Origin of the sequence: Sphingorhabdus buctiana, from assembly GCF_042680825.1 — a bacterium.
Taxonomy (GTDB): Bacteria; Pseudomonadota; Alphaproteobacteria; order Sphingomonadales; family Sphingomonadaceae; genus Sphingorhabdus_B; species Sphingorhabdus_B buctiana.
In genome coordinates this window covers 293,350-317,734 of sequence record NZ_JBHUEL010000003.1, presented here as the reverse complement: position 1 = coordinate 317,734, position 24,385 = coordinate 293,350, and the positions used below count along the sequence as shown (strand labels likewise).

The following is a 24,385-nucleotide window of genomic DNA, read 5'->3' as shown; positions in this document are numbered from 1 at the left end:
AACCTCTCAAAATACAAATTCCCGCGCTTTTTCAAATCCAGGCAGCGGGGCAATTTCTATGTCGGCAAACGGGCGCAGCGCCACATGCCCGCCATGCTTCGTCCCGATGGCGAGCCGCCGCACAGGTCCATCAACCAATCCGGTTACGATCCGCCCGCCCTCTGCGAGCTGCGCCACAATGGCATCGGGCAGCGTTTCGATGGCACCATCGATAAGGATCAGGCTATACGGCGCACCCTTTGGGGCGCCTTCCGCAAGATTGCCCTCTACCAGCTTCAACCCCGGTACCTTGGTCGCCGCAGCTTTCGCCAGCCCGCTATCCGATTCGACAGCAACCAGCTTTGCGGCCCGGCCTGCAAGCAATGCTGCCATATAGCCGGTTCCCGCTCCGATCAGCAGGACATTGTCCTGCTCCGAAACTTCCGCCGTCTGCAATATCTCTGCAGTGGCAAGCGGCGGGTTCAGCATGCGGTCTTTGCCAAGCGGAACCGAACGGTCGAGATAGGCAAAGGCTTCCTTGCCCGCGGGCAGGAAGGTTTCGCGCGGCAGTTCGCCCATTGCCTTCACGATCCATGCTGCGGTTACACCGTTGGTGCGAAGCTGGCTGTCGATCATGTGACGACGTGAGGTTTCGGATTGCGCTGACTGCATATGAATTTCCGCTGCCGGTTTGTTCGGCCTAGAATGTTTGTGACACAACTGTATTGCGGATGCAACACAGCATGGTCTCCCTTCTAGTCAGCACAGACGCAAAGTCCAAGCCGGTTTCGGACAAACGGCTGAATTTGCCATGCGAGCAGCAACGTTTTGCATCGCGGCTGTGGCCAAATGGTCGCGAATCCCGATTGCAAAGCGCCATTCCAGCCGCTAGTGGACGCCCCTCACCACCGCGCGGCACCTGTTGCCGAAGCATCGAGGCCCGATGGCGGAGTGGTTACGCAGAGGACTGCAAATCCTTGCACGCCGGTTCGATTCCGGCTCGGGCCTCCATTACTTCACTCAAAACCCACATTATTTGACTCGTCCTTTTGGACTTACCAGCGCGTGAATTTTATGAAGAGTGCTGTTCCCAACCCCATCGGGACCATCGCAACTGCCGAAAGCAGGAACACCGACCAAAGCGGTGCTTGCATTCCGATTAGGGCCCAACCACCTGCCAAAACCACTGTCAGCCGCAAAGCCTGGGCTGTGATTGCGCCACCCACCCGGCCCGCACCCTGCGACGCGAAGTAAAGACAGAGACCCAATCCGAAAAATGCATAGCTGAAACCCGCAATGCCCAAATAGCTATATGCTGCAGACCGGACAGCCAGATCGGCCGTGAACATGTTCACCCAAAGCCCGGGGAAAGCCACGACGAGCAGACCGAGCGTGCCAAGGGCAGATGCGGCAAGCCCCCCAGCTGTCCAAGCTATACGTCTGGCCCTGGGCACATTCCCCCCACCAATTGCCGTTCCGACCATCGGCACACAGGCGACGCCGACCGAAAAGGCGATGGGAATAAGCAGGAATTCGAGCCGAACACCGATGCCGTAGCCAGCCAAAGCCTCTGGCCCATAGCGTGCGACCATTGCAGTCAGCACCAAAACTGTCGTCACCGACAACAACGGCGAAAGCATGGCAACTGCGCCAACCTGCATGATTTGGGCAAAACGCTGAACGCTGAGCAGGCTTGGGCTTAACCGCAATTGCAGCCGCGCCCTCGACGAACGAAGATAGCAGAACAGCGCGACAGCCGAGCACGAAAATGCAACAAGTTGGCCAAGCGCCACACCGGCCATGCCAAGCCTGGGAAGCGGACCTATCCCAAGCCCGAATGCTCCGCCAACGACAATCTGGATCAACCCTGCCACCAATTGGGTCGATGCAGGAATGGTCATATTGCCTGATCCGCGGGCAATCGAAGCAAATGTGTTGGTCAACCAGACAGCGAAAATGCCAAACGCTGCAACGTTCGAATAAATGATCGCCTGTTGAAGGACGTCGCCAGACCCGCCCAGCAGCCTGAAAGTAAACGGACCACCCAACAATATGGCAACCGACAGAACCAGGCCGAGCGCCGCGCCAATGGCAAGCGAGCATAAGGCAAGCGCCTGGGCGCCATCATGGTCGCCAGCGCCGAGTGCCCGGCTGATCGCGCCAGAGATCGTCCCGCCCATCGCCCCCGCCGAAAGCATTTGCATCAACATGAAAATTGGAAAAACAAGGGCGATACCGCCCAGCGAAGCAACACCCAACGAACCCACATATGCCGTTTCCGCAATGGAAACGACCGTGGCGGAGCATAAAGCGATAAGATTGGGCAGGCTTAGGCGTATGAGAGTGGAGAGTATCGGGCCATCGCGCAAAAGCGTTGCGCGCGCAGCTGCTGCCGCAGAAGCCCGCTCTTTGCGGGTGCTGGCATCGACGAAGGTTGTACTCACGCCGCCATCACCAGCAGGGTGGAGGTTGCAGAAGCCAGAAGTTTTCCGCTGGAGTCTGTAAGTTTCGCATCTGCATAGGCGACGCGCCGCCCCATGCTTTTGACAATCCCCTCTGCCCGAACCGGCCCGGTATGTTCGGTCATGGCTCTATGATAGGCGACCTTGATCTCTAATGTGGTGAACGATTCACCAGCTGCCAATCGGCTTGCCGTTGCGATGCCGCAGGCGGAATCGAGCAATGTTGCAGCATAGCCGCCATGTACGATTCCAAGGGGATTATAGACATGGCGTCCGGGGGTGCCCTCGAAAACCACGCGGCCAAGCTCGACTTCGACCAAGGCAAAGCCCAATGTTTCGCCAATCGGGGGCTTGCCACCCGCCGCCAGTAGAGCCCGAACCCTTGCCAGACCATCAGCTGGGGTTCCTTCGACTTGGGTTGTTGCCATGGTCATATATCCAGCCTTTTTGTGAGGGATGAGAGAGTGTCACGCAGAATGGCGTCCGATTGCGGCCCCTTGCCGATCGCGCGCGCCAAGGCCACCGCGCCGACCATTTGCGAGACGGCGGCCCTAGCCTCTTCGGCGGGATTGGCATTGCCCATGCGGACGAGCGCTGCCTCGATACGAGCAACGAGTTTTTCCAATCCATTCGCGTAACGCGTGCGGGCAACATCCGAGTTGCGTGCCATGTCGGTCGCCAGGGCGGGAAGAGGACAACCACGTTCTGGCTCATCACGATGCGCGGGAGAAATGTACGATCCAAGAAATTTGCGCAGCGCAGGGCGCGGATCAGCGAGTTCGTCGACCATTGCCTTATCAAAGGCAAAGCTGCGATGCGCCAAATCTGCAAACATCGAATCGATCGCCTCTGCGATTAGCGCCTCCTTCGATGCGAAATGCGCGTAAAAGCCCCCATGAGTAAGGCCGGCGCTTCCCATGACATCCGCGACCGATACTTTTTCTGGGCCTTTCAGCCGGATTTCGCGTGCTGCCGACTTTACCACCCGGGCGCGGGTTTCCGCTTTGTGATCACTGCCGTAACGCATGCGCGTTCCCCTTTATATGATACACGTAATATAAAGGAGGTGTTATTGCAACTCTACCTGTGCGTTTTCCAATTTCGATTAAAGGATGAGCCGATTCCCTGTCGGGTCACGATGGGAAATTGCTGGTGCAAATGAAAAAGGCCGGGGTGGTGGATACCCCGGCCTTTTTTGCAGGCTCTATTAGCTGGCATTGGGGATTTCAGTTTGCAGCGGCGAAGCCGTGCAGCCAGCTGCCAGAGCTGCCGTAAGAGAAAGTCGGTAGAAAATCGATCATCTGGAAATCATCGACAACCTTGTTCGTGAAATTGTCGAGGACGCGATATTTTGCGCCAACGCGGACAACCAGAACGGCGTGATCGCTACGAACCGAACGGTCGCGTCCGACGACGAGGAACATGTCACGCTCTGCAACGCCCAGCGAGCGGAGGATTTGAAACTTGGCGATGGCATAATCTTCGCAGTCGCCGCGGCCTGATTGCAGTGAACGGGCGGCCGTTGCCCAAACATCAGCCTGGCCATAATTGGCCTGATCCGAGGTGTACTTGATGCGGCCGTTGACCCAGCTGTTGATGGCAGCCAGTTGTTCGTCGCGACCGGCAGTGCGGTTTTGCGAAATCAACGCTGCTACTCCGGAGTCGCTAACGCCCAGCCCGGCCTGCTTTGCCGACTGCCAACGGCCGTCGAGCGGGGTGCGGGCAATCGGCAATGCCTTCGTGCCGAAAACAGCGGGAGAAGCCGAGAGCGTCTGCGCAGAGGCCGGAGCCGCGCTGAACACCAGCAGCATCGAAAGGAAGAGGCAGACGATCGCCAGAACCGTGATGCGACCCGACAGGCGATCGAACTGCCTCAAACCGGGAGAAACAGAAGCAACCTTCAAACGAAAGCTGAGCTTTGCAACTTCTCTCCGGAGGAAAATAACTGCTATTGCTACAGTATATAGCAAGAACAACTGAGCTAAGAACAAGGCCATCTCAAAATATCCATTCTAAAAACAGATCGGATTGAGTGGCTTTGATTTATTCAGTTGATTCTGATTTGAATCTAAGCCACACGAGAGGCCGTCAAATCGATGTTAGTTCAGATTTATCCTTACAGACATCGCGTAACAGATTTCCCGTGCGCGATTAATTAAATAAATATACACAACTAAATATTGTGCTTTTAGTTTAGTATAGTGGGTGTAAAACGGTGTGAGTCCGCTACCACGTGAGGGGCAGGCCTATACCCTGGTATGGGATGCCAATCTCAAGCCTGCCGCTATGGTTGGCGCGGGATTGGGCTCATTCGGAAGTGGAAACCGCGCGCAGGCAGGCCATCAAAACGGCGATGCAGGCGCGAATGCGCTCCGCATCGGCGGTTTGACCGATCGCATCTTCAAGGTTTTTTGCAGCTTCGGCGATCGCGTCGAACTGAAGCGTCGCGGCGGTGCCTGCTATTGCATGCGCCCTTTCGCGGATTGCGGCCGCAGCTGCTGGAGACCCATCGAGATAATGCTTCCAGTCGCCTTCAAACTGCATTGCCTCGCTGGATGCGCGTGCGCGGAATCTTTTACGTATTTCTTCCAGCCGCTGCTCGAAATTCATGACGCGCCTGAAACCATCTCGGCGAGATGCTCCCCCAGCCGGCGTGGATCAAAAGGCTTGTCGATGATACCGCGGGCACCCAGGGCAAGCATTCCAGCCCGTTTCTGGCGATCTGTTGTCGCGGTGAGAAAGATGAGGGGAATCCGGGCGGTGGCCGGGTTGCTTTGAAGCTCTGCCAAAAGCGCCATCCCGTCCATGCCCGCCATATGGACATCGCTCAGAACGGCGTCGGGCTGCCACTGTTCCACCAAGGCAAGCGCGCTGGCTCCATCAGTGGAACATTGCAGTTCGAAGCCACCATGAGACAACAAGGCGAGCTCGACGATGTCACGCAGATCTTCATCATCGTCGACATAGACAATTTTCATCCGCGCCGCTCCGATCCGCGCCCTGCCTGGTGCTGCTCTGTCGGCAGGCGGATGATGAATCGCGCGCCTGATTTATATTGGGAATCCAGTTGGATGCTGCCAGAAAGCTCGTGCAGGATATTCTGCGAAATGAACAGGCCAAGACCGGTTCCCTGCGGCGTTCCGGGTGCATGGTCGTCGGCCACCCGGGAGAAGCGGGTGAATAATTTGTCCCGAAATTCTTCTGGAATGCCTGGGCCCTGATCGTCGATGCGAATGACTGCCTGATTCGCGCTGAGTTCCATGTTGATCGTAATGATTCCGCCGATCGGCGAAAAGCGAATGGCGTTCGCTACGATGTTGACGATTGCTTGCGACAAGCGGTTGGGATCGGTGTTCAACCTTATCGGTTCTTGAGGTTGTGTGACTGCGAACCGCAGCTGTTTCGACCTCGCCGTTGGTTCGAGGTCTGCGAGAACGGTGCTGACAATTTCGGAAAGCTCGACGCTTTTTAGATCGAGCGTCAAATGGCCTTCGTCCATGGCATGGACATCCATCAGGTCGTCCACCAGCCGTTTCATCCGCTCTGCGTTGCGCATGGCAATCGCCAGCAAAACGCTGGCCTGTTGCGGTTTCGCCTGATGCCAACGCATCCTCGGCCAAAGGCAAGGCACCCAGAAGCGCAGCGATCGGTGATTTGAGCTCATGGCTGACCATTGAGACGAATTCCTGCTTGAGCTGGACCGCTTCGAGCAACTTCCCCTTCATCGCCAATGCTTCGGTTTCAGAAATCTGGCTTAACCCCGCTGCGATAATCCCGACCAGCAGTTGTGTGACCAGCTCATCAAAATCGCCGAATACACCTGGCTCACTTGAGTAGAATTTCAGTACGCCGATATTGGCGCCGCGATAGGGTATCGGCGTTACGATCATCGAGCGAAGTCCGACGCGGCGGCAGGCTTCGAGATCAACCCTGTCATCCGTCTCGCTATCATTGCAAATGAGGGTGGCACCTGTGAGGATGGCACGCCCGGAAAGGCTGCCAACCAGCGGCAATTGCATCGATTTCACTTCGGGCCGGCTATCCCTGACGGCCGCATACCGCAGCATATTGCCCTCGATCAACTCGATGGCGGCACCGGTTGCTTGCGGCATCACGGCGTGATTTTCGACAATTATGTCGTAGGTTTGCTGCAAAAGGCCCGATGAAGCCAATACCGATTGCTGGATGCAAAGTAGCCCTGAGAGCTGGTCATTCTGCATTGATGGCCATTCCTGGCTGAAAGGCTGTACCCGGAACGTCCAGGTTAAAGCGAATGCCCATCTGTTTCCGATACATTCAAATCGATTCCGCTTGGGTCCTTTGAGTCAATTGCGACTGGCAAGCCGATTTAAGATGGAATTAGCTGCGTTTTGTCTTTGGATTGGGCGTCCGATCATCGCGCCGCCTTTCGCGACCGTAATGAAAGCCCTTTTCATCCTGCCAACCAAAGGGAGCGCGGCGATCAAGGTAGGACATGATGGCGATGCCTGCTACCAGCAGGATCGCAAATCCGGTCGCTACGATTAGAATTCCGTCCATGCACATCCCCCAAAGAAAGATTGTCAGTCGGAAAAACCGACATCAATCACATCATGGAAGAATGTAGCTGCCCTAGCGCGGATATAAGGTTGTAACTGTTACCTTGGTAACTCCGTCTTTACCTTTTCAAACGTCCCATTCAACAACGCCAGTTTCCTGATAAATACATATAATACAGATGGATATGGTGTTGGTGAGGTGACTTTGCCTCATTCTTAGCCTCAAGGCGTTACATGTAACATGAAGTAAGATCGGCCGGCTTTTTGCAGTCTTCAGTCACAAACCTTGCGCGTGCGCCCACTCGAGAAAAAGTTCAGGCCAGGCCTCCACGGCTTTGCCCATCGCCTTGCGCAATCCGAAGCCGTGCCCGCCATGGCTGAACAAATGGGTCTCTACCAATATGCCACGTTCGCGTAACGCGGCGCGCAGCAACAGGGCATTCTCGACCGAAACGACATCGTCATCTTCGGCGTGGAGAATGAAATGCGGGGGCGCATTCGCCGGGATGTTCAGATGCGGGCTGTGCGCCCTTTCCAAAACGCTATCGGCATTGGCCCCGACCAGTTTCTCACGGCTACCCGGATGGGCGTGCGGTGCAGACATCGAAATGACGGGATAGATCGGCGCCGCGAGCAAGGGCCGTGCGGACAACTGGTCTGCCTTGTCGACGGGCTTGTAAACTGCGGCTGCGAAGCGTGCGGCAAGGTCGGCGCAGGCATGGCCGCCCGCTGAAAAGCCCATCGCGGCAACACGTTCAGGATCAACGCCATAGTCATTGGCCCGATGGCGGATCAGGCGCATTGCGCGCTGCGTATCCTGCAACACAACATCGGGGCCTGCAGCCCAACCCTCGCCGGGCAGGCGGTAGAAAAGCACGAATACGGTGTAACCGCGCGCCGATAGCCAGCGACCCATTTCATAGCGACACTTATCGGGAATTTGTGTCGTATGGGTCCCCCGTTATCGGGAATTTGCCGCATCGAGGATTTTCCCTGCTTTCCCTGTTATTTTGAAAAGTGAAGTCTTGGGACAGCTGATTTCGTGCGTATCCCCTTGAAAAATGTTGGGTATAAATCCATTTCCCTGCACTCGTGATCAGGGAATTAACTGGCGCGTAACAGGGAATATTTTTCGCTGTAGCAGGGATTTTACAGGCTCCCTGTTTTGTGTCCGCCGCGTGGCCATTGCGTGGCAATGGGGTTCACGGTATACATACTCCTGCAAGGCGAGGTCTGCGCCGCCAGTCAATGGCGACTGTTCGCGGGCCGCTGCACTCCATCACAACTATTTTAAGGGAGGCTGTCGTGCCGAAGAACAATCTGCGCCCTCGCGGCAATTACACCGTCGGATATGCGAGACCGCCCCTCGCGACACGCTTTCAGCCCGGACGCTCGGGAAATCCCAAGGGGCGGCCCCGCAAGAGCCAGCCAGAACCACTCGATCTGCCTGCTGGTCTCAGCCCGCTAAATCGGGCGGTGTTGGAGCACATGCTTACACCGCTTGATGGGGCATCGAACGCCGTGGTTCCGTCGACAAATTTGGAGCGCGTGGTTAAGCAGGCCGTCGATGGGGCGATGAGTGGCGATGTGCGCTGCCTGCGCCTTATTCTTCCGCTGTATGAGGAGGCCCAGAAGGCTAAAGCGGCGTGCCCGGATAATGAATTATCGGACGCCGTCCGGCAGTTCTCCGAAATACTCATTCTTGCTAAGCATAACGACCTCACACTTCTTGATCTAAAGCGTGAACTGCTGGAGAGGGTGCAGCGCAGCCGGGAGGAGGACCCGGGCGCAAAGTCAGTTGAGCCTCCCAACTAACGGGCAGAGAATGCGCAATCTTGTCCCACCGGGGAACCTCGAACCCGCGACTGATTGAAGGCTCTCAGTCGCGGGTATGAATGCGAATGCCTGGTGCGTCATTGGGGGACCCCACAAACTCGATGCCGGCGGCTTCGAAGGCTGATTGAATGGAGGCCAAATTTCGTGCTGAAACAGTGGGTACGCCATTACCCGCTTCCACTCGTTTAATCGTGCTCGTGCTGACCCCGGATTGTTCAGATAATTCTTTAACAGACCATCGAAGTGCTAAGCGCGCAGCTCTAATTTGTGCTGCTATTAACATTGACTCAACCTCCAAATGATACCATATGGCTCATATATGAAATTAATAGAGCCATCTATTGGTGTAATTAGGCCAGATTGGCGCAAAGAATTCAAGCGCCTTGAGGGCGCCTATGCACCAGCGACGATCAAGGCCTACTACACCGACCTCGCACACTTCGAAAATTGGTGTCGCGCTCACGCAATGCAGCCCTTTCCGGCAGAACCATTGACGGTGAGTGTCTACCTGGAGGGAATGGCGCCGAACCGATCCGTGTCGACAATCCAGAGGCGGATGTATGCAATCAGCAGAAGTCACAGGCTACTTCGACTGCAGGACCCAACGCAGGATGAGGATGTGCATTTGGCAATGCGACGCATTATGCGATCCAAGCGCTGCCGACCCAAACAGGCTAAAGGTTTGACGCAGGAGTATCTGGAGAAGTTTCTGGAGGTGCAGCCTGACAACCCGTGGGGCATCCGCAATCGGGCAATCATATCGCTCGGCTATGACATCCTTGCCCGTCGCTCTGAATTGGTGGCGCTGATGACGGACGACATCGAAGAGAGGTCCGACGGCACATTGCGGCTGATGATCAGGCGAAGCAAAACAGACCCATTCGGTATGGGCCGCCTTGCGTTCACTTCCAAAAGGACTGCGCGCCTCGTGGGTGAATGGCTCAAATGGCGGGGGCCAGAAATTGAGCCGCTGTTTTGCGGCATCTACCAGGGGCAGGCTATCAATCGTGCGCTGGGTCCCGATACCATCAAATTGATCATCAAAAACGCCGCTAGTGTTTGTGGTCTAAAGCGCATTGAAGCCGATGCGTTCAGTGCGCACTCTTTACGTGTTGGAGCCGCTCAGGATTTACTCCGTAACGGCCATGATACGGCAGCCATCATGCGAGCTGGCGGATGGAAGTCAGTCGACGTGATGGCACGCTATCTTGAATTTGCGGAGTACAATGTGTGGTCTTAGCGCAGGTTACTTGCTTTCAACGCAATGTATGATATCATATTATTCTACTTTGACGTAAATATCACGTAAAATACATTTATAATAATAATTCATTGTATTTGTGCCCGCCAAGCTACTGAAAAAGCGAGGAATGCGAAAGCGAGCGTCATTGCAAAAGCTACGAAATTTGAGTCGAAATTCACGATTATAATGTAACTAGATAAAAGCCCTATTATAGAAGATGCCGCAGTTATAAATGCCAAAATGGATGTTTCTTTTTTACAAATAAGTATGTTTAAATATAGTAAATATACTCCATTTATTAAAAAGCCAAAAACAATCCATTTCAAATGATACTTAAAACCAACATGGCTATTATCGATAAATAATATAAGAAAATTTATCAAATATTCTTCAAATAAAATATATATCAAAAAACTTAGTAATAAAAAGACGCTGCAGTTTCTTGCAAAAACTCTATAGTAATTTAAGGTTTTTGGGTCACTTTCGTAGTTCCGAATAAGCCACGGTGTTATGGCTTTATTCACCCCAACCGAAATTAGGCCAATCGCCGAGCCAACTTGCAATGCAATCGAATATTCTGCCATAGCAGCCTCAGAACCAAAATAAGCCAGAACCAATTGTGGACCCATACCAAGCATTGCACCGCTTAGAGTATGAACTACCAGTGGCGCTGAAAATGAAACAATATCCTTAGCGCAATTCGAAGTTGCTCTTAGCGCAACATAACCGGACTTTGCGAGCATCGTCAGTGCGGTCGTACCAATTAGAAAAGCCGAAACGATTTGTCCCATGACCCGTAGATATGGGTCAGATTCAGCGAATTTATAAAGACCAAGAATGCAAATTAAACTTAAGAAAAATAATGATAAAGAAAATGCCGTGTATCTTAGTGGTTCTTCACGGTTTATGAGGATTGCTATAAATATATTATATGGATATATAAAAATACAATATATAATAGCTAGATAAAATGCGAATGCAATTTCATTGTTTATTAACGATATGAAATCAAATATGAAAATAATAAATGTTACAATAAATGAAGATAATATTAGTATAAATAGTGAAGTTGAAATATATTCATTTATGTTTTTCTTCTTATCAAAGTATGTTCTGGATATGTAAGATATGGACTCTATTCCTAATATTGGTGTTAGAATGAAAACAAGCATCTGAAAAAAGGCGATTTTTGCATACTGCTCTGGTGTGTGTATATTTGTCAAATAAGGAATCAATAACAAAGGGAGAAGTGCGTTTAAAGCATTCCCGAAGGTATAAATCAATGAATTCACGATTATCGTATTTCGACGAAATGGAGAAGTTACGTTCATATACGCTATAAACTCCACCGACATTTTCATCAAAATTCTATATTTGACTCAGATATCGGATGTAAAAATAATATTTAACAGAAGTTCAATCTAGTTTTTGGTTGTATACGATATTCGCGATTTTGATACCTGCCTTTTCTCTAGTGAATGCAGGCGCTATTTTTCGACAGTTTTGACTTAATTCTTCAAGTCTCATTCTGTTGTTTCTTAAATCTAGTATTTTACCAAGAATGGTTTCGATATTGCCCGTTTCTATTTGAAAGCCACATTGGTGACGTTCAACAAATGCTCCGGCCTCGCAATGAGGTGTAATAATCGCTGGAATTCCCAAGCCGATATACTCCCATACTTTGACAGGAAATGAATCCTGAGAAATGGGATCGTCAATGCGCAAGCAGAGACCGACGTGACATGCGGAAATTGCCTTGATTGTCTCTAAGAAGGGTAAGCGCCCGGCGAAATGAAGATTGTCGGGAGCGTCCTTCAAAATTATTTCTTTGCGACCATAACCTATTACCAGAACATCAATCTGATGGGATTCAACGGCACGAGCAACCGCGACTAGTGTGTCTACGTCTTGAAAGTACCCCATTACTCCATGGAAGCACAGCGTAAAGCGCTTATTTTTTCTAATTTCGAGATTGAGGAGAGTTTCAGGAAAGCCGTTATAAACGCAGCTAACTTTACCGTTATCAACTCGAGCGGCTATGTGTCTAGCGAGGCCGTCGGTCGCTGCGATAATATGTGACGCGCCGCTATACATGCTATTTGATAGGCGCGAAAGAATCGCAAATACGAGCGATCCCTCGCGGATGAGACCAGCGCCCGAATACACTTCGGGATATATGTCCCTAATTTCTAGTATGTAAGGTAGAGAACGCGCGCGTGCTGCGAAAGCGAGGATAAGTGCGGTTAAGTAGGCAGGCGACGAAATAATAACTAACGACGCTTTCGGACGAAGGCTAAGAACTGCAACAGAGGCTTTGATTCCCAAGCGCAATTCGCCCATTATTCTTCGAATAAGACTCTGAGTGTTCTCAATCTCGCTTACCGCAATGGGCTTTATGTCTACTCCAGCTATCGACGTTGCCGACGGGGTGCTGGTGAATAGGTGCACTTCAGTTTCACTTGTGGGCTTCGACTGTGATAATGCTTGAAATATACTTTTTGCTCTGAGTGAACCTGCTCCTGGGTATGGCGGGAGGTGTTGAAAGAACCCTGCAATCTTCATGAAACGCCTCTCGATTACCGGACTAATTTTACAGCGCAATCAGCGAAATGGCTAAGGTTTCGTTGCGATTAAAATGGTTTGTATATATCGATTGGTTCTTGCTATTACGCTTGCCGGGCGCGGCAGCCTATGCCTCCAAGCATTCAATTTTAATTATATCGATATTCACTCCGGATAGGAATGCCAGCAGCTGCTAGTTCGATTTTGGCGCCTGCGGGGGTTTGCTCGGTAAAGTGAAACATGCTGGCAGCAGCTACGGCCGATGCACCTGCTTGCGCGATCGCCGCAACCATATGACTATATTCACCAGCCCCCCCAGACGCGATCACTGGAATTTTCACAGCATTAACCACCGTCTCGACGAGCCTCAGATCATAGCCCTGCATCGTGCCATCACGGTCTATAGACGTTACCAATAATTCACCAGCTCCCCGATCCTCTAGTTCACGCGCCCATGCCGCCGCCTGTTTACCCGTTCGTTGTGTACCTGCACCACTATAGCATTGCCAGTCACCTTCTTCGGATTTGACATCGATACTTGCAACGACGCACTGAACGCCATGCCTCTTTGCAATATCCGTTATCAATTCCGGGCGCGTATAGGCCGCAGTATTGACACTTACTTTGTCTGCTCCGGCTCTTAAAAGTTTCTGGACTTGGCCAATCGACCTTATACCGCCACCGACCGTTAATGGGACGAAGCATTCCTGTCCGAACTCGACAATCGATTCAATATCTGGGTCCTCGTCCGTTTGATGACCAAGAATATCCATCAAAATGAGTTCGTCTACTTCACGCTGGTTATAGACTTTGATTGCCGGCAGAACCGGACCCACCCTACGCCAGCTGTTGAAACCAATGCCTTTGACCAAGCCAAAATTTTTCCACAACAATGTCGGAATAACTCGGACCTTCAACATTGCTGACCCTCGAAAAAGTTTCTTAGCAACTGAAAACCGGCGCGAGAACTTTTCTCAGGATGAAATTGGGTACCCCAGACACGGCCTCGTCCAACTGCTGCGGTTACCTGAATTCCATAGTCGACTGTTGCTATCCTATCACTTTCATCATTCGGAATGAAAGCATAGCTGTGGACGAAATAGAAGTCTGTTTGATCCGGAATTCCGTTGAACAGAAACTCCGGTCGATTTGGGCAGCATATGCCATTCCATCCGACATGCGGGATACGATTTTGGCATCCCAGCGTTTTCAGATGTACGACTTCACCTGGAACAAATCCGAGTCCGGATACACCTTCCGGGCTTTCTGCGCCTTCAAAGCCCCGATCGGCGAGCAGTTGCATGCCAACACAAATTCCTAGCAATGGACGATTATATCCTTGAATCTCATCGTGCAGCGCAGCAACCCAGCCACCAGCTTCTAGCATATTCATGCAGTCGGTGAAGTTACCGACCCCTGGTAAAACTAAGCAGTCGGTGGCGTGCATATCAATGGCACGATTGACGAGAACGGGAGTCTCGCGCAATTCTTCAACAGCCCTTAGAACCGAACCAAGGTTGCCGACTCCATAATCGATCACTCCAACTTTCACAATGCATTCTCCGCCTCAAACATTGTCGTAGTTGATCTTAGTGAGATTGCCATCACCATCTTTAATCAAGGCGCCGCTGATGTCGCGCTTGAAAATTTTCTTGTTAGTGAATTTATCGCAAACACGAATAAACTCGTCGACCGACATTTCGAGAGGTCGCAGAATTTCCTGCAACGGCTTGCCTAGATACTCCCATGGAAAGCGGCCATCCAATCGTTTTACAGCGTCAAGACCGTCTTGGCGCGTTAACCGTCCGCGACGGATATGAAGACACGCCAAATCCGTTGCTCGGCCGAATCCAAACTTTAGAAACTTGAAATAGTCATGTATCCCGGTCTGGTGATTGTCGAGATTCTCGTAGTTGACCATCGAGCCCTCAACAGTCTTTTCATAGACGACGAAACCGTTCGACTGCGCAATTAGCATGTTTGACAGCCCATCCCAAGGCAGGTAGTGCCCAAGAAAAAGTCCGGTTACACCCACACGAGCCAATTCAGAATCTTCTGGATATGTGTAATTTATCAGATGTTTTGGCTCGATGCCTTCCTGTCCGACAAGGTCAGAAACACGCATGCCCAACAGGCCTCCAAATTCTTCAAGCCAACGACGAGTAAGTACATTGTTATCCGCGGCAGAAGCGGGGCCCCCGTACTCATTCTGTGAATTTTCACCCCACACAATCAGGGGTACGTTGAACTGAACAGCGGCGCGCACAGGAATTGTAAAAATACCTACATGCTCAGGCCAAGAAATATCTCCGACCTGGAGCAAACCGACGCGGTTTAGTTTTGCTCTAATCAACGGATTCGGAGATACCTCGATATAGTCGACGCCCAGTTTCTTTATGTTTTCGATATTTCGCCGACCAATTCCGGTCAGATCGCACGTGGTCGATGTGACGCACAGGGGATTCAGGCCCAACTGCAGCATTCGGACAACTTGATAGGTGCTGTCCTTGCCTCCGCTGACCGGGACAATGCAATCCCAGTTGTCACCGTTTGGGCGTCGGTATTTATCCAGTACCTTTAGTAGCTCATCATACCGCGCTGCCCAGTCAACTTCTTTTCGCTGTTCGTAGCTGCGGCACGCATTGCAGATGCCATGTTCATCGAGATGCAAGTCGGGCTTGGTATCCGGCATCACGCAACGATTACAGTAAACTAACATACTATTTTTGTCCTAGGCTTGTTCTAACAACGTTCCATAAGAAACCAGCTGATGTCATCCTGCGGAAAGTTCGGATCGCGCCGATAGGCAAAGCCATAATCGATGAGCCTTATTCCCGAATGCTGGTCGAGAATTTCTCCGGCGAAGTCGCGCTTGAAAAGTCGATCGTTGTGCCCGCGATAAGGAATTGCAACAGGTGTTGGGTTATAATATTCAGCCACAAGAAGATAACGCGAAGTGCTCCTGACAAGTTTATCATAAACTTCCGGCAATATGTCCGGATTTAAGTGAATGAGTACACCTTTAATCAGCGCCAAATCCCACTGACGATCTGGAACAAAATCTAGAATTGATTTGTTGTAAACATTGCTTGCGTCGACAATCTCGGCCAGTTCTTTTGCGGCATCTGCATTAATCTCTATCCCATGCGCATCAATCCCCGGATAAAGTAGCTGGAGCGCGCGTATGTTCATGCCTATATTGGCACCAAATTCAAGGCAGCTGCCAATATTGCGAGCGCTTTCCAATGCTTTGCAAAAAAAGTTAAGATTCGAAGCTAGTAACGCATCGCCTTGGTTGCGTAGAATATATTCTGTACCAAAGCTTCCAGCCCAAAACTCTTCTTGGGCGGTTTTAAAAGTTGGGGAAGTCATACATTACCCTTGTGTGTTACGTTGATTAAGAATTTCGTTGGCAACAAACATAGCTTCCGCCAGTTCCCAATCTTCAGGTGTGTCTATATCCTGTACCTGCCGACGTGATAGAATAACAGGCGTCGAATTGCTATCGAACAATGGAAGTCTGGCGAGCCAAGCCTGAGATTTACCCCAATAAAACTGTCCAGCATCGTGCCACGCAGGCTCAAGATCTTGTGAACGCGTGGTTGCATGTTCGGATTGGAACATTTCGATGCGCTGACACGAGGTTATGCGAAGAGCCCGCTGAATTGGAAATGGATATTCCGCTACAGAAAAAGCATAGGCCGCATCAGTATCTTTTAAAACTTTGAAACCGCGCTGTAAATTCGCTGCAGTTAGAAATGGAGCTGTCGCATATATACAACAAGCATAAGTAATATGTGCATAATTCTTGTTCAACCAATCAATGGCATGTGCCACTACTTCAATTGTTGGTGTGAAATCATCGGCTAATTCTCTGGGCCGGATGAATGGGACGGCCGCTCCATATTCCTCAGCAATCGCGGCTATCTTGTTGTCATCGGTACTGACAATGACGCGGTCAAAGCAACCGCTCTCTAATGCAGCAATTATCGGCCTCGCGATTATAGGCATACCCGCAAACAGCTTTATGTTTTTGCTTGGTATTCGCTTACTGCCACCGCGCGCTGGGATGATCGCGATTTTCACGTCAACAAAGTCTCGCGCAAAGCAACGGCAACATCGTCCTGCTGCGTTTCGGTCAAGGTTGCAAACATAGGTAAGCTTATAGCTTCAGCATAATACCGCTCAGCTTCAGGATAACTACGTTGATCAAATCCCATGCGTGCGTAATAGGGCTGCGTGTGAATCGGAATATAATGCAAATTTACGCCGATGTTTCGCATTCGAAGTTCTTCAAAAACCTGCCTGTGCGTCAGATTGATTTCATCCAGTTTCAGACGGATCACGTATAGGTGGTAAGCTGAATAGCTGTCTTCATGTTGCCAAGGCAGTGTCAAAGGTAAATCCGAGAGCAAGTCCCCGTATCGGTTGGCGATTTGATGGCGCTTCGAAACATAGGCATCCAATCGTGCCATCTGACTCAGGCCCAAGGCAGCCTGTATGTCAGTGATCCGATAATTGAATCCCAAATCGATTTGCTGATAATACCAAGGACCGTCAGCTAAATGGGTCATTTCCTGCTGCTTGCGGGTAATCCCATGGCTACGCAGAAGATCCATTTTTCCTGCCAGGTCTTCGTTGTTGGTTAAGGCCATACCACCTTCAGCGGTTGTAATGATCTTGACGGGGTGAAAACTAAAAACAGTTATGTCGCTGAATTGACAGCTCCCAATGAACGCCTCTTTGTATTTTCCACCTATTGCATGCGATGCATCTTCGATGATTTTGAAACCATATTTCAACGACAGTTTGTAAATTGTGGAAAGGTCGCAAGGCTGCCCGCACAGATGCACAACAACAACGATTTTCGGCAAACAGCCATTTTTCTCAGCCAGTTCAAGCTTTGCCGCAAGCTGGACTGGACAAATGTTGTATGTTCGGGGATCGATATCTACAAAATCGACGGTAGCTCCACAGTATAGCGCACAATTTGAAGATGCGACAAAACTTATTGGAGTGGTCCATAGATGATCCCCATGCCCCAATCCCAAAGCCAGGCATGCTATGTGGAGAGCCGATGTGGCGCTGTTGACCGCGAGCGCATACTCCGCGCCTACATGTTTCGCCACGGCATCCTCAAACTTCGGAACGACCGGGCCTTGAGTTAGAAAATCTGATCGCAGCACAGCCGTGACGGCATCTATATCGTCCTGATTGATGTCTTGCCGTCCATAGGGAATCATTGACTAGACGCTCCCAATCTTGCTGCGGTTAGCTTCAATCCATTCTTTCAATTGCGCGTCTGTCATCCAATCTAAGTTATTGTCGCTTGAGTATACAAAGCCTTCGGGTACTTTCATTCCATCCTTTATCCGGTTGGCATCCTGATCCCAGCTGTGGATGGCCGGCAAAATCTTATAGTAGTCGTTATACTGGTATGTATAATAGGCATCTTCGCTACCTATCATTTGCTCATGTAATTTTTCACCCGGCCTGATTCCGACCACCTCCTGACGCGCTTCTGGTGCGATAACGCGCGCGAGATCGGTGACTTTCATGGAAGGTATTTTCTTTACATAAATTTCGCCGCCGATCATATCTTCAAAAGCGTGCCAAACCAGCTCGACGCCCTGTTCGAGAGATATCATGAAGCGGGTCATACGGTTATCGGTGATCGGCAGGGTTCCGCTATCTTTCAGCGACATGAAAAACGGAATGACTGAACCGCGGGAGCCCATAACGTTGCCATATCTCACAACGGCAAAGCGTGTTCCGTGAGCACCTGCATACGAGTTTCCGGCAACAAACAACTTATCCGAGGCTAGCTTTGTTGCGCCGTACAAGTTGATTGGACTGCTTGCTTTGTCGGTAGAAAGCGCAACCACGCGTTTGACACCCTTGTCGATACAGGCATCAATTAGGTTCATCGCCCCGTTGATGTTGGTTTTCACGCATTCAAAGGGATTATATTCAGCAGTGGGTACAATTTTTGTAGCCGCAGCATGAATCACATAGTCAACCCCGTCTAGTGCACGAAACAGACGCTCCCGATCACGGACGTCGCCGATAAAAAAGCGAACGCGCGGATCATCCTGAAACAGCTTCGCCATGTCCCATTGTTTCATCTCGTCTCGCGAATAGATAATGATCTTTTTGGGATTAAATTTGGCTAGCGTCATGGGAACAAAGGTGTTCCCGAACGAGCCTGTTCCGCCTGTGATCAGTATGGTAGAATTTTCTAGCATAGCAGTCTGGTAGCCTTAGTAATCAAGAAAATTGTGCTATCTGCGCGACAATATAGTCTAGGTCATCATTGAGAAGTTCTGGATATATCGGCAACGATAAAATTCTGGACTGATTGTAATGTGCATTCGGGAATTCTTCCGGACGATGACCGAACCGTTTATATGCCGGTAGGAAAGGCAAGGCGACAGGATAATTTATTACCGTTGGAATACCTTTCTCTGCAAGATAACGCGCCAGCCCATCTCTATCAGAGTGGCGGATAACATACAGATGCCAAACCGAAGCGCGACCATCTGCAACAAAGGGAGTTTCGACGTCGCGGATCGCCGCCAGCTGTTCCGTGTAACGCTTCGCCCGTTCCTGCCGTGATCGCGTCCAATCGGCCAGATATTTCAGCTTAACTGATAGGATTGCCGCCTGCATGCCATCAAGACGGCTATTGATCCCTTCGATTTCGTGACTACCCTTGGTCAACCCACCATGTCTGGCAAACTTAGCCATCCTCTCTGCAAGAGCACGGTCATTTGTCGTTATTGCACCAGCATCACCCATGGCTCCCAGATTCTTTCCAGGATAAAATGAGAAAGACGCGGCGTTGCCAAAGGTACCAACTTGTCGGCCTTTGTAAGTAGCCAAATGAGCCTGTGCGCAATCTTCAAGGACCCATAGATTATGTTTCCGCGCGATCGCCATAATCGGATCCATGTCGGCCGGTTGACCAAAAAGATGGACGGGAATTATACCGACGGTTTTGTTTGTGATTTTCGCTTCGATCAAGTCAGGATCTATGGTGAAAGTCTGTTTGTCCGTGTCGCAGAAAACAACCGTTCCACCGGCCTGAGTTATAGTTTCAGTCGTTGAAATCCAAGAATGAGCGGGAGCGATAACTTCGTCGCCTGACTTCAGCCCCAATGCGATCATTGAAATATATAGGGAGTCAGTCCCATTACCGCAGGATACGCAATACTTGCTTTGCATCAACTCGGCAAACGCATGCTCAAATTTTTCGACATATGGGCCACGCACAAAAAGCGAGTTGCCAATGACGTCTGCAATGGCTGCATCAATTTCGGGTTTAATGCTCAAATACTGCGAATGCAGGTCAACAAAAGGAATGTTTCTGTTTATCATGCTCGTGGTTTAACTCTATGTTTCTCTGATTTTCGTCGCTGGGTTGCCGGCATAAATTCCAGGCATTAAAATGTTTTTGGTTACGACCGAACCAGCTCCAATAACGACGTTATCGCAAATGGTGACTGGTAGAATTGTCGCGTTACTACCGATAGACACTTTATTGCCGATCCTGGTTTCTTTCCACATTGCCTTGTCCCCTCCGGCCGGCCCGCCATTGGAAAACAAATCGTTGATGAACATGACGCCATGGCCGATAAAGCAATCTTCCCCGATCTCTACAAGTTCGCAAATGAAGGAGTGAGACTGTACTTTAGTGCCCCGACCAATCTTCACATCTCTTTGAATTTCAACAAATGGGCCCACGAAAACATCGGCACCAATCGTGCAGCCATACAGATTGACCGGATTGACTATCCGTACATTCGAGCCGAATTCGACATCAACAACGCCAGTTTCGAATATTTTTGGCGCGTTCACGAAGCCCCTCCCAATTTGCAATACTTCGGACGAAACCGCAGATGCACCTCCTTGCCAGTCTCAATCGATTCATAGATTGCATTGATCAACTCTAGGCTCCTGCGGCCTTGCAACCCATCGACAAGGTGGACAGTGCTATTCTTCATTACACCGTCTACCACATGTTCATAATAGGCTTGATGGCCGAATCCATAAACATTCGGTGGATTCACCGAGTACTTTTCCATAACTTCATCATCGCCCGGTACTGGTTCGGAAAAATTCCAAATTTTCATTTCATTCACTGCAAACCCACCGATCTCGACCGTGCCCCGTTCTCCCAATATAGATATCGAGCCTTCCAAATCCTTAGGACGAACGGCGGTGGTTGCTTCGATGATACCAAGTGCTCCGTTCCGGAATTTCAATGTGACGATAGCAGTATCTTCTGCTTCGATGTTTGCCAGTGCAGTCGCGCTTTTTGCAAAGACACTCTCAACATCGCCCATCATCCATTCGAGTAGGTCGACGTGGTGGCTGGCTTGGTTGGTCAAAACTCCGCCGTCCATAGCCCACGTTCCACGCCAAGGTGCCTGATTATAATATTCTTGAGTTCTGCACCAGCGAACGCGAACTGTTCCCAGCACAAGCTTTCCAAACCGTCCGCGCTCCAATGCTTCCCGCAGTTTGACGACCGGAACGTTGAAACGATTCTGTTTTACAACAAACAACTTGATTCCCGCGGCATCGCATGCCGCAATCATTGCATCGGCGTCATCCAACGTCAGCGCCATCGGCTTTTCAACAACGATGTGTTTGCCATAGTTTGCCAAATCAACGACGTTCTTGGCGTGGTTACCGCTCTCTGTAAGAACCGTAACGACGTCTATGTCCTGAGTCCGCATCATCTGGTGCATATCTGTAAAAAACGGCACACTGAAGCGCTCACCTATGGCTGCAGCCTTTTCGCCGTCGACATCGCATACGGCTACCAGCCGCGCACCTTCAATTTGTCCAAGTCCAAGAAGCTCTGCATGCCGTTTTGCAATTCGGCCACATCCAACAAGTCCGAAATTTAACATCAACCGATCCTTTCGATCGCTCCAGTAACAGCCATCGCAATATTTGCTAGATACTTTATCTTCTAGACATGGTGACGTGACCCACTGATTTTCCTCCAAGATTGATTAGAGTCTAGCCTGAAGGAAGGACAGACGATGAAGCGAACGAGGTTTACGGAAGAGCAGATTATTGGGGTGTTGAAGGAGGCGGAGGCGGGTGCCAAGACGGGCGATCTGGCCCGGCGGCACGGCGTGTCGGAAGCGACGATCTACTACTGGCGGGCGAAGTATGGCGGGCTGGAGGTATCTGAGGCTCGGCGGCTCAGGAAGCTTGAGAACGAGAACGCGAAGCTCAAGCGGTTGCTGGCTGACACGATGCTGGACAATGTTGCGTTAAAGGATCTTCTGACAAAAAAGTGGTGACGCCCGTCGCTAAGCGGGAAGCGGTCGCTCATCTCCAGGCGTGTCATGGGATGAGCGAGCGGCGGGCGTGTCGTGTTATCGATGCCGATCGCAAGAGCGTGCGTTACTGTTCCACGCGGGATGACGATGCACCGCTTCGCGAGAGGCTGCGCGCGCTTGCCAACCAGCGTCGCCGGTTCGGCTATCGACGCCTGCATATCCTGCTGCGCCGGGAGGGCGTGATGATCAACCGCAAGAAGACCCAGCGCATTTATCGTGAGGAGGGCTTGGCGGTTAGGCGACGGCGCAGCCGCAGGCGGGCTGTTGGCACCAGAGCGCCGGCTCCGGTTCTGGCCCTGCCGAACCAGCGCTGGAGCCTTGACTTTGTGCATGATCAGATGGCGTCAGGCAGACGGTTCCGCGTGCTCAACGTCGTTGATGACGTGACCAGAGAGTGCCTGGCAGCGGTGCCGGATACCTCGATCTCGGGGCACCGTGTCGTGCGTGAGCTGACCAGGCTCATCGCCCAGCGGGGCAAGCCGGGTGTGATCGTAAGCGATAATGGCACCGAGCTCACCAGCAACGCTGTTCTCGCATGGTGTGGGGAGATGGGTGTGGAGTGGCATTACATCGCTCCGGGTAAGCCTATGCAGAACGGCTATGTCGAGAGTTTTAATGGCCGCATGCGGGACGAGCTGCTGAACGAGACGCTGTTCCTCAGCATGGCTCATGCCCGCGTTGAGATCGCAACCTGGGTTGAGGACTACAATCAAGACAGGCCGCATTCGTCGCTTGGATATGAAACCCCGGCGGCGTTCGCCGCCAAAATGGATAAGCAATGGCCTGCTTCGCTACGCCCTACGGGCTCCGCTACGCAGGCCATTGCTTCAACCGCGCTTATGCGCAACAAAGCGGTCAGACTCTAATCCCAGCTGGTGGAAAGCTGGGGGTCACGTCAATGGCTATGATGTCCGTAATGCGCGCATCGACACTGCTAGACTGGCAATCGCTTGAGCTACGTTCGTATAAGATTGGTCATTGGAGCGGAGCTTTCCTGCTGATGCTGGCGTAGTTTCTATTCTTTTCAAAGTTTCTGCCGCATCCTGCCCATCGTCCACGTAAGTAAAAAGGCCAATATCATACCCATTCAGCGCATCGTACGCATATTTTCTTATCAAAATTGACGGAAGATTCATTTCGTTGCATTCAATTGCAACTGAAGAACAAATCGAAACATGCACATCCGAGCTAGCAATTACATTTGCCAATGGATATTTGCTTGAAATTTCAACTTCAAAATTTGTGAAACCAATATCTTGAAGATACTTTTTTAATTTCTTAATTTCATTTAATTCAGTAGGATGGCTTCTGATGAGGAAGTGCATGCCATCGAGATTCTGCTGTGCGAGCTGCCTTAACAATCCTGCTTGCTTTTCGACATCCAGCAGCGAACAACTGTAGAATACAACTAGGCGGTCGCACGAAATTCTCTTTCCGTCCACATTGCCTATCGGATCCCGATCAATTTTGGGAATATGCGGTGCGATTATTTGTACGCAATCACCTTTGGCCCACAGCCTAATATTTCTGGCATCATTAGGGGTCCAGACCAAATAACCATTTGGTAGTTGGTCGAACAGAATATTGGCATCGCGTTGCCAGTTTGCATAGGCATAGTGGCTAGCGCCTTGGAGGCCATGCTGGATGTCAACGACGACATTACCAAGACTCTTCATTGCTGAAGTGTAAGCCATCCCATAATAGCCATAATATGTTGTTATAAAACAGAGACTATTTGGATTCAAACGGGGAAGAGCCAGTATCATATAGTCACGCATTGCAACCCAACTTCGCACAAACGAGCAAAGTCGGGCCGGGTTGAGAATACTCAAGTCAATGGCGAGTTTCTCGCAATACGTTCTAAACTCTTTGAAGCCCTCTAGCTCCATGTGCATTGGCACGCGACGGACAGTCATCAGGTCGCGAACGCGTGCACGAATAAACTTGCCGTCCAGTGCGGCTTCAAGCTGTTGAACCCCCGGTAAATTGTTTATCTCCGGGTTAGCATAATCATAAATGTGGACTGGCTTGATATCCAACTGCTCCAGTGCATGCTTTATATTGTCATAATGCTTGTTGGCTGCAACGCCAGCTGCATTGGAATAGTAGCCCGACCCATCGTTGAATATTGCTGCCGCCCCATTCTCAGCGTTTTTCGCAAATCTGCCAACTTGCGTGATCGCTCTCGTAATACGTTTTATTTTTACAGAAGCAGAGCGAAATGACTTCTTGCCAATCGACAGATTCTGCTGCTCAAGAGCATGACCGATTTGCAATCGTAAAAACGGCCAAACACGAACGCTATCTATTTGCCAGTCAGCAACGCCAAATCTCTCCTGGCATTCGGTTATCACTTCCATGGTGGATGAGGGCATACTTATGATTGTTCCCTTTTGGCGGACTTAT

Annotated in this window: 27 protein-coding genes, 1 tRNA gene and 1 pseudogene; 4 read left to right on the top strand and 25 right to left on the bottom strand. The window is 50.8% G+C overall.

What is annotated here, in order from left to right:
- Nucleotides 1–6: 6 nt before the first annotated feature.
- A complete protein-coding gene (locus tag ACFSAG_RS04590) occupies nt 7–651 on the bottom strand; it encodes a protein-L-isoaspartate O-methyltransferase family protein (RefSeq protein ID WP_381511797.1) in 645 nt (214 codons plus the stop codon).
- Nucleotides 652–916: 265 nt separating this feature from the next.
- On the opposite strand from ACFSAG_RS04590, the gene ACFSAG_RS04585 reads away from it, so the two are divergent.
- Nucleotides 917–990 (top strand) — tRNA-Cys (locus ACFSAG_RS04585).
- Between the two features lie 44 nt (nt 991–1,034).
- Here ACFSAG_RS04585 and ACFSAG_RS04580 read toward each other — a convergent pair.
- The 10 genes and pseudogenes from ACFSAG_RS04580 to ACFSAG_RS04535 all read right to left on the bottom strand — a co-directional run bounded on the left by ACFSAG_RS04580 (nt 1,035) and on the right by ACFSAG_RS04535 (nt 7,895).
- Complete coding sequence (locus tag ACFSAG_RS04580) at nt 1,035–2,423, bottom strand: MATE family efflux transporter (RefSeq protein ID WP_381511794.1); 1,389 nt, start codon at nt 2,421–2,423, stop codon at nt 1,035–1,037.
- Nucleotides 2,420–2,875, bottom strand: coding sequence for a PaaI family thioesterase (locus tag ACFSAG_RS04575; protein ID WP_381511791.1), 456 nt, complete (start codon nt 2,873–2,875; stop codon nt 2,420–2,422). The genes ACFSAG_RS04580 and ACFSAG_RS04575 overlap by 4 nt, the downstream gene beginning before the upstream one ends.
- The gene (locus tag ACFSAG_RS04570; RefSeq protein ID WP_381511788.1) at nt 2,872–3,468 is read right to left on the bottom strand and encodes a TetR/AcrR family transcriptional regulator; all 597 of its coding nucleotides are present in this window, start codon (nt 3,466–3,468) and stop codon (nt 2,872–2,874) included. The genes ACFSAG_RS04575 and ACFSAG_RS04570 overlap by 4 nt, the downstream gene beginning before the upstream one ends.
- 199 nt (nt 3,469–3,667) lie before the next feature.
- The gene (locus ACFSAG_RS04565) at nt 3,668–4,318 is read right to left on the bottom strand and encodes a transglutaminase-like cysteine peptidase (protein WP_381511786.1); all 651 of its coding nucleotides are present in this window, start codon (nt 4,316–4,318) and stop codon (nt 3,668–3,670) included.
- A 430-nt stretch (nt 4,319–4,748) separates the two neighbouring features.
- Entirely contained in the window at nt 4,749–5,051 is a 303-nt protein-coding gene (locus ACFSAG_RS04560) for an Hpt domain-containing protein (RefSeq protein ID WP_381511785.1), read from the bottom strand.
- Nucleotides 5,048–5,419 (bottom strand): response regulator, encoded by a 372-nt coding sequence (locus ACFSAG_RS04555; protein WP_381511782.1) that lies wholly within the window; start codon nt 5,417–5,419, stop codon nt 5,048–5,050. The genes ACFSAG_RS04560 and ACFSAG_RS04555 overlap by 4 nt, the downstream gene beginning before the upstream one ends.
- Nucleotides 5,416–6,051, bottom strand: a complete 636-nt coding sequence (locus tag ACFSAG_RS04550; protein ID WP_381511780.1) for a sensor histidine kinase — start codon at nt 6,049–6,051, stop codon at nt 5,416–5,418. The genes ACFSAG_RS04555 and ACFSAG_RS04550 overlap by 4 nt, the downstream gene beginning before the upstream one ends.
- Nucleotides 6,052–6,256: 205 nt before the next feature.
- Nucleotides 6,257–6,553 (bottom strand): annotated as a pseudogene (locus ACFSAG_RS04545) (GAF domain-containing protein); the annotation flags it as partial.
- 247 nt (nt 6,554–6,800) lie between these two features.
- The gene (locus ACFSAG_RS04540; RefSeq protein ID WP_374611786.1) at nt 6,801–6,980 is read right to left on the bottom strand and encodes a hypothetical protein; all 180 of its coding nucleotides are present in this window, start codon (nt 6,978–6,980) and stop codon (nt 6,801–6,803) included.
- 276 nt (nt 6,981–7,256) lie between these two features.
- Complete coding sequence (locus tag ACFSAG_RS04535; RefSeq protein WP_381511777.1) at nt 7,257–7,895, bottom strand: alpha/beta hydrolase; 639 nt, start codon at nt 7,893–7,895, stop codon at nt 7,257–7,259.
- Between the two features lie 389 nt (nt 7,896–8,284).
- On the opposite strand from ACFSAG_RS04535, the gene ACFSAG_RS04530 reads away from it, so the two are divergent.
- Complete coding sequence (locus tag ACFSAG_RS04530) at nt 8,285–8,794, top strand: DUF5681 domain-containing protein (protein ID WP_381511775.1); 510 nt, start codon at nt 8,285–8,287, stop codon at nt 8,792–8,794.
- A 64-nt stretch (nt 8,795–8,858) separates the two neighbouring features.
- Here the strand turns inward: ACFSAG_RS04530 and ACFSAG_RS04525 are convergent, their stop codons facing one another.
- A complete protein-coding gene (locus ACFSAG_RS04525) occupies nt 8,859–9,098 on the bottom strand; it encodes a helix-turn-helix domain-containing protein (protein WP_381511772.1) in 240 nt (79 codons plus the stop codon).
- A gap of 36 nt (nt 9,099–9,134) precedes the next feature.
- Between ACFSAG_RS04525 and ACFSAG_RS04520 the strand changes: the two genes are divergently transcribed.
- Entirely contained in the window at nt 9,135–10,055 is a 921-nt protein-coding gene (locus ACFSAG_RS04520) for a tyrosine-type recombinase/integrase (protein WP_381511770.1), read from the top strand.
- Between the two features lie 89 nt (nt 10,056–10,144).
- Here the strand turns inward: ACFSAG_RS04520 and ACFSAG_RS04515 are convergent, their stop codons facing one another.
- The 12 genes from ACFSAG_RS04515 to ACFSAG_RS04460 all read right to left on the bottom strand — a co-directional run bounded on the left by ACFSAG_RS04515 (nt 10,145) and on the right by ACFSAG_RS04460 (nt 21,538).
- Nucleotides 10,145–11,389: an oligosaccharide flippase family protein gene (locus tag ACFSAG_RS04515; RefSeq protein WP_381511767.1), complete on the bottom strand. Its 1,245-nt coding sequence runs from the start codon at nt 11,387–11,389 to the stop codon at nt 10,145–10,147.
- 85 nt (nt 11,390–11,474) lie between these two features.
- Complete coding sequence (locus ACFSAG_RS04510; RefSeq protein WP_381511764.1) at nt 11,475–12,398, bottom strand: glycosyltransferase family 4 protein; 924 nt, start codon at nt 12,396–12,398, stop codon at nt 11,475–11,477.
- Between the two features lie 371 nt (nt 12,399–12,769).
- Nucleotides 12,770–13,540: an imidazole glycerol phosphate synthase subunit HisF gene (hisF, locus tag ACFSAG_RS04505; RefSeq protein ID WP_381511761.1), complete on the bottom strand. Its 771-nt coding sequence runs from the start codon at nt 13,538–13,540 to the stop codon at nt 12,770–12,772.
- Nucleotides 13,534–14,172, bottom strand: a complete 639-nt coding sequence (hisH, locus tag ACFSAG_RS04500; RefSeq protein WP_381511758.1) for an imidazole glycerol phosphate synthase subunit HisH — start codon at nt 14,170–14,172, stop codon at nt 13,534–13,536. Before hisH ends, hisF begins: the two co-directional genes overlap by 7 nt.
- 15 nt (nt 14,173–14,187) lie before the next feature.
- Entirely contained in the window at nt 14,188–15,339 is a 1,152-nt protein-coding gene (locus ACFSAG_RS04495) for an N-acetyl sugar amidotransferase (protein ID WP_381511756.1), read from the bottom strand.
- A 23-nt stretch (nt 15,340–15,362) separates the two neighbouring features.
- Nucleotides 15,363–15,992, bottom strand: coding sequence for a pseudaminic acid biosynthesis-associated methylase (locus ACFSAG_RS04490; RefSeq protein ID WP_381511753.1), 630 nt, complete (start codon nt 15,990–15,992; stop codon nt 15,363–15,365).
- Nucleotides 15,993–15,995: 3 nt separating this feature from the next.
- On the bottom strand, nt 15,996–16,706 hold the full coding sequence (pseF, locus tag ACFSAG_RS04485; protein WP_381511751.1) for a pseudaminic acid cytidylyltransferase: 711 nt from the start codon (nt 16,704–16,706) through the stop codon (nt 15,996–15,998).
- Nucleotides 16,703–17,863: a UDP-4-amino-4,6-dideoxy-N-acetyl-beta-L-altrosamine transaminase gene (pseC, locus tag ACFSAG_RS04480; RefSeq protein ID WP_381511749.1), complete on the bottom strand. Its 1,161-nt coding sequence runs from the start codon at nt 17,861–17,863 to the stop codon at nt 16,703–16,705. The genes pseF and pseC overlap by 4 nt, the downstream gene beginning before the upstream one ends.
- A gap of 3 nt (nt 17,864–17,866) precedes the next feature.
- The gene (pseB, locus tag ACFSAG_RS04475) at nt 17,867–18,865 is read right to left on the bottom strand and encodes a UDP-N-acetylglucosamine 4,6-dehydratase (inverting) (RefSeq protein WP_381511746.1); all 999 of its coding nucleotides are present in this window, start codon (nt 18,863–18,865) and stop codon (nt 17,867–17,869) included.
- A gap of 22 nt (nt 18,866–18,887) precedes the next feature.
- Nucleotides 18,888–19,952 (bottom strand): DegT/DnrJ/EryC1/StrS family aminotransferase, encoded by a 1,065-nt coding sequence (locus ACFSAG_RS04470; RefSeq protein ID WP_381511743.1) that lies wholly within the window; start codon nt 19,950–19,952, stop codon nt 18,888–18,890.
- Between the two features lie 60 nt (nt 19,953–20,012).
- A complete protein-coding gene (locus ACFSAG_RS04465) occupies nt 20,013–20,477 on the bottom strand; it encodes an acyltransferase (RefSeq protein WP_381511741.1) in 465 nt (154 codons plus the stop codon).
- The gene (locus ACFSAG_RS04460; protein ID WP_381511739.1) at nt 20,474–21,538 is read right to left on the bottom strand and encodes a Gfo/Idh/MocA family protein; all 1,065 of its coding nucleotides are present in this window, start codon (nt 21,536–21,538) and stop codon (nt 20,474–20,476) included. Before ACFSAG_RS04460 ends, ACFSAG_RS04465 begins: the two co-directional genes overlap by 4 nt.
- 135 nt (nt 21,539–21,673) lie before the next feature.
- Between ACFSAG_RS04460 and ACFSAG_RS04455 the strand changes: the two genes are divergently transcribed.
- Nucleotides 21,674–22,845, top strand: a protein-coding gene (locus tag ACFSAG_RS04455; RefSeq protein ID WP_381511737.1) for an IS3 family transposase whose coding sequence is annotated in 2 segments (ribosomal slippage) — nt 21,674–21,926 and nt 21,926–22,845 — 1,173 coding nt in all. Because the reading frame shifts where the segments join, the coding sequence is not laid out codon by codon here.
- A gap of 36 nt (nt 22,846–22,881) precedes the next feature.
- Here ACFSAG_RS04455 and ACFSAG_RS04450 read toward each other — a convergent pair.
- Nucleotides 22,882–24,354 (bottom strand): hypothetical protein, encoded by a 1,473-nt coding sequence (locus tag ACFSAG_RS04450; RefSeq protein WP_381511736.1) that lies wholly within the window; start codon nt 24,352–24,354, stop codon nt 22,882–22,884.
- Between the last annotated feature and the right edge of the window lie 31 nt (nt 24,355–24,385).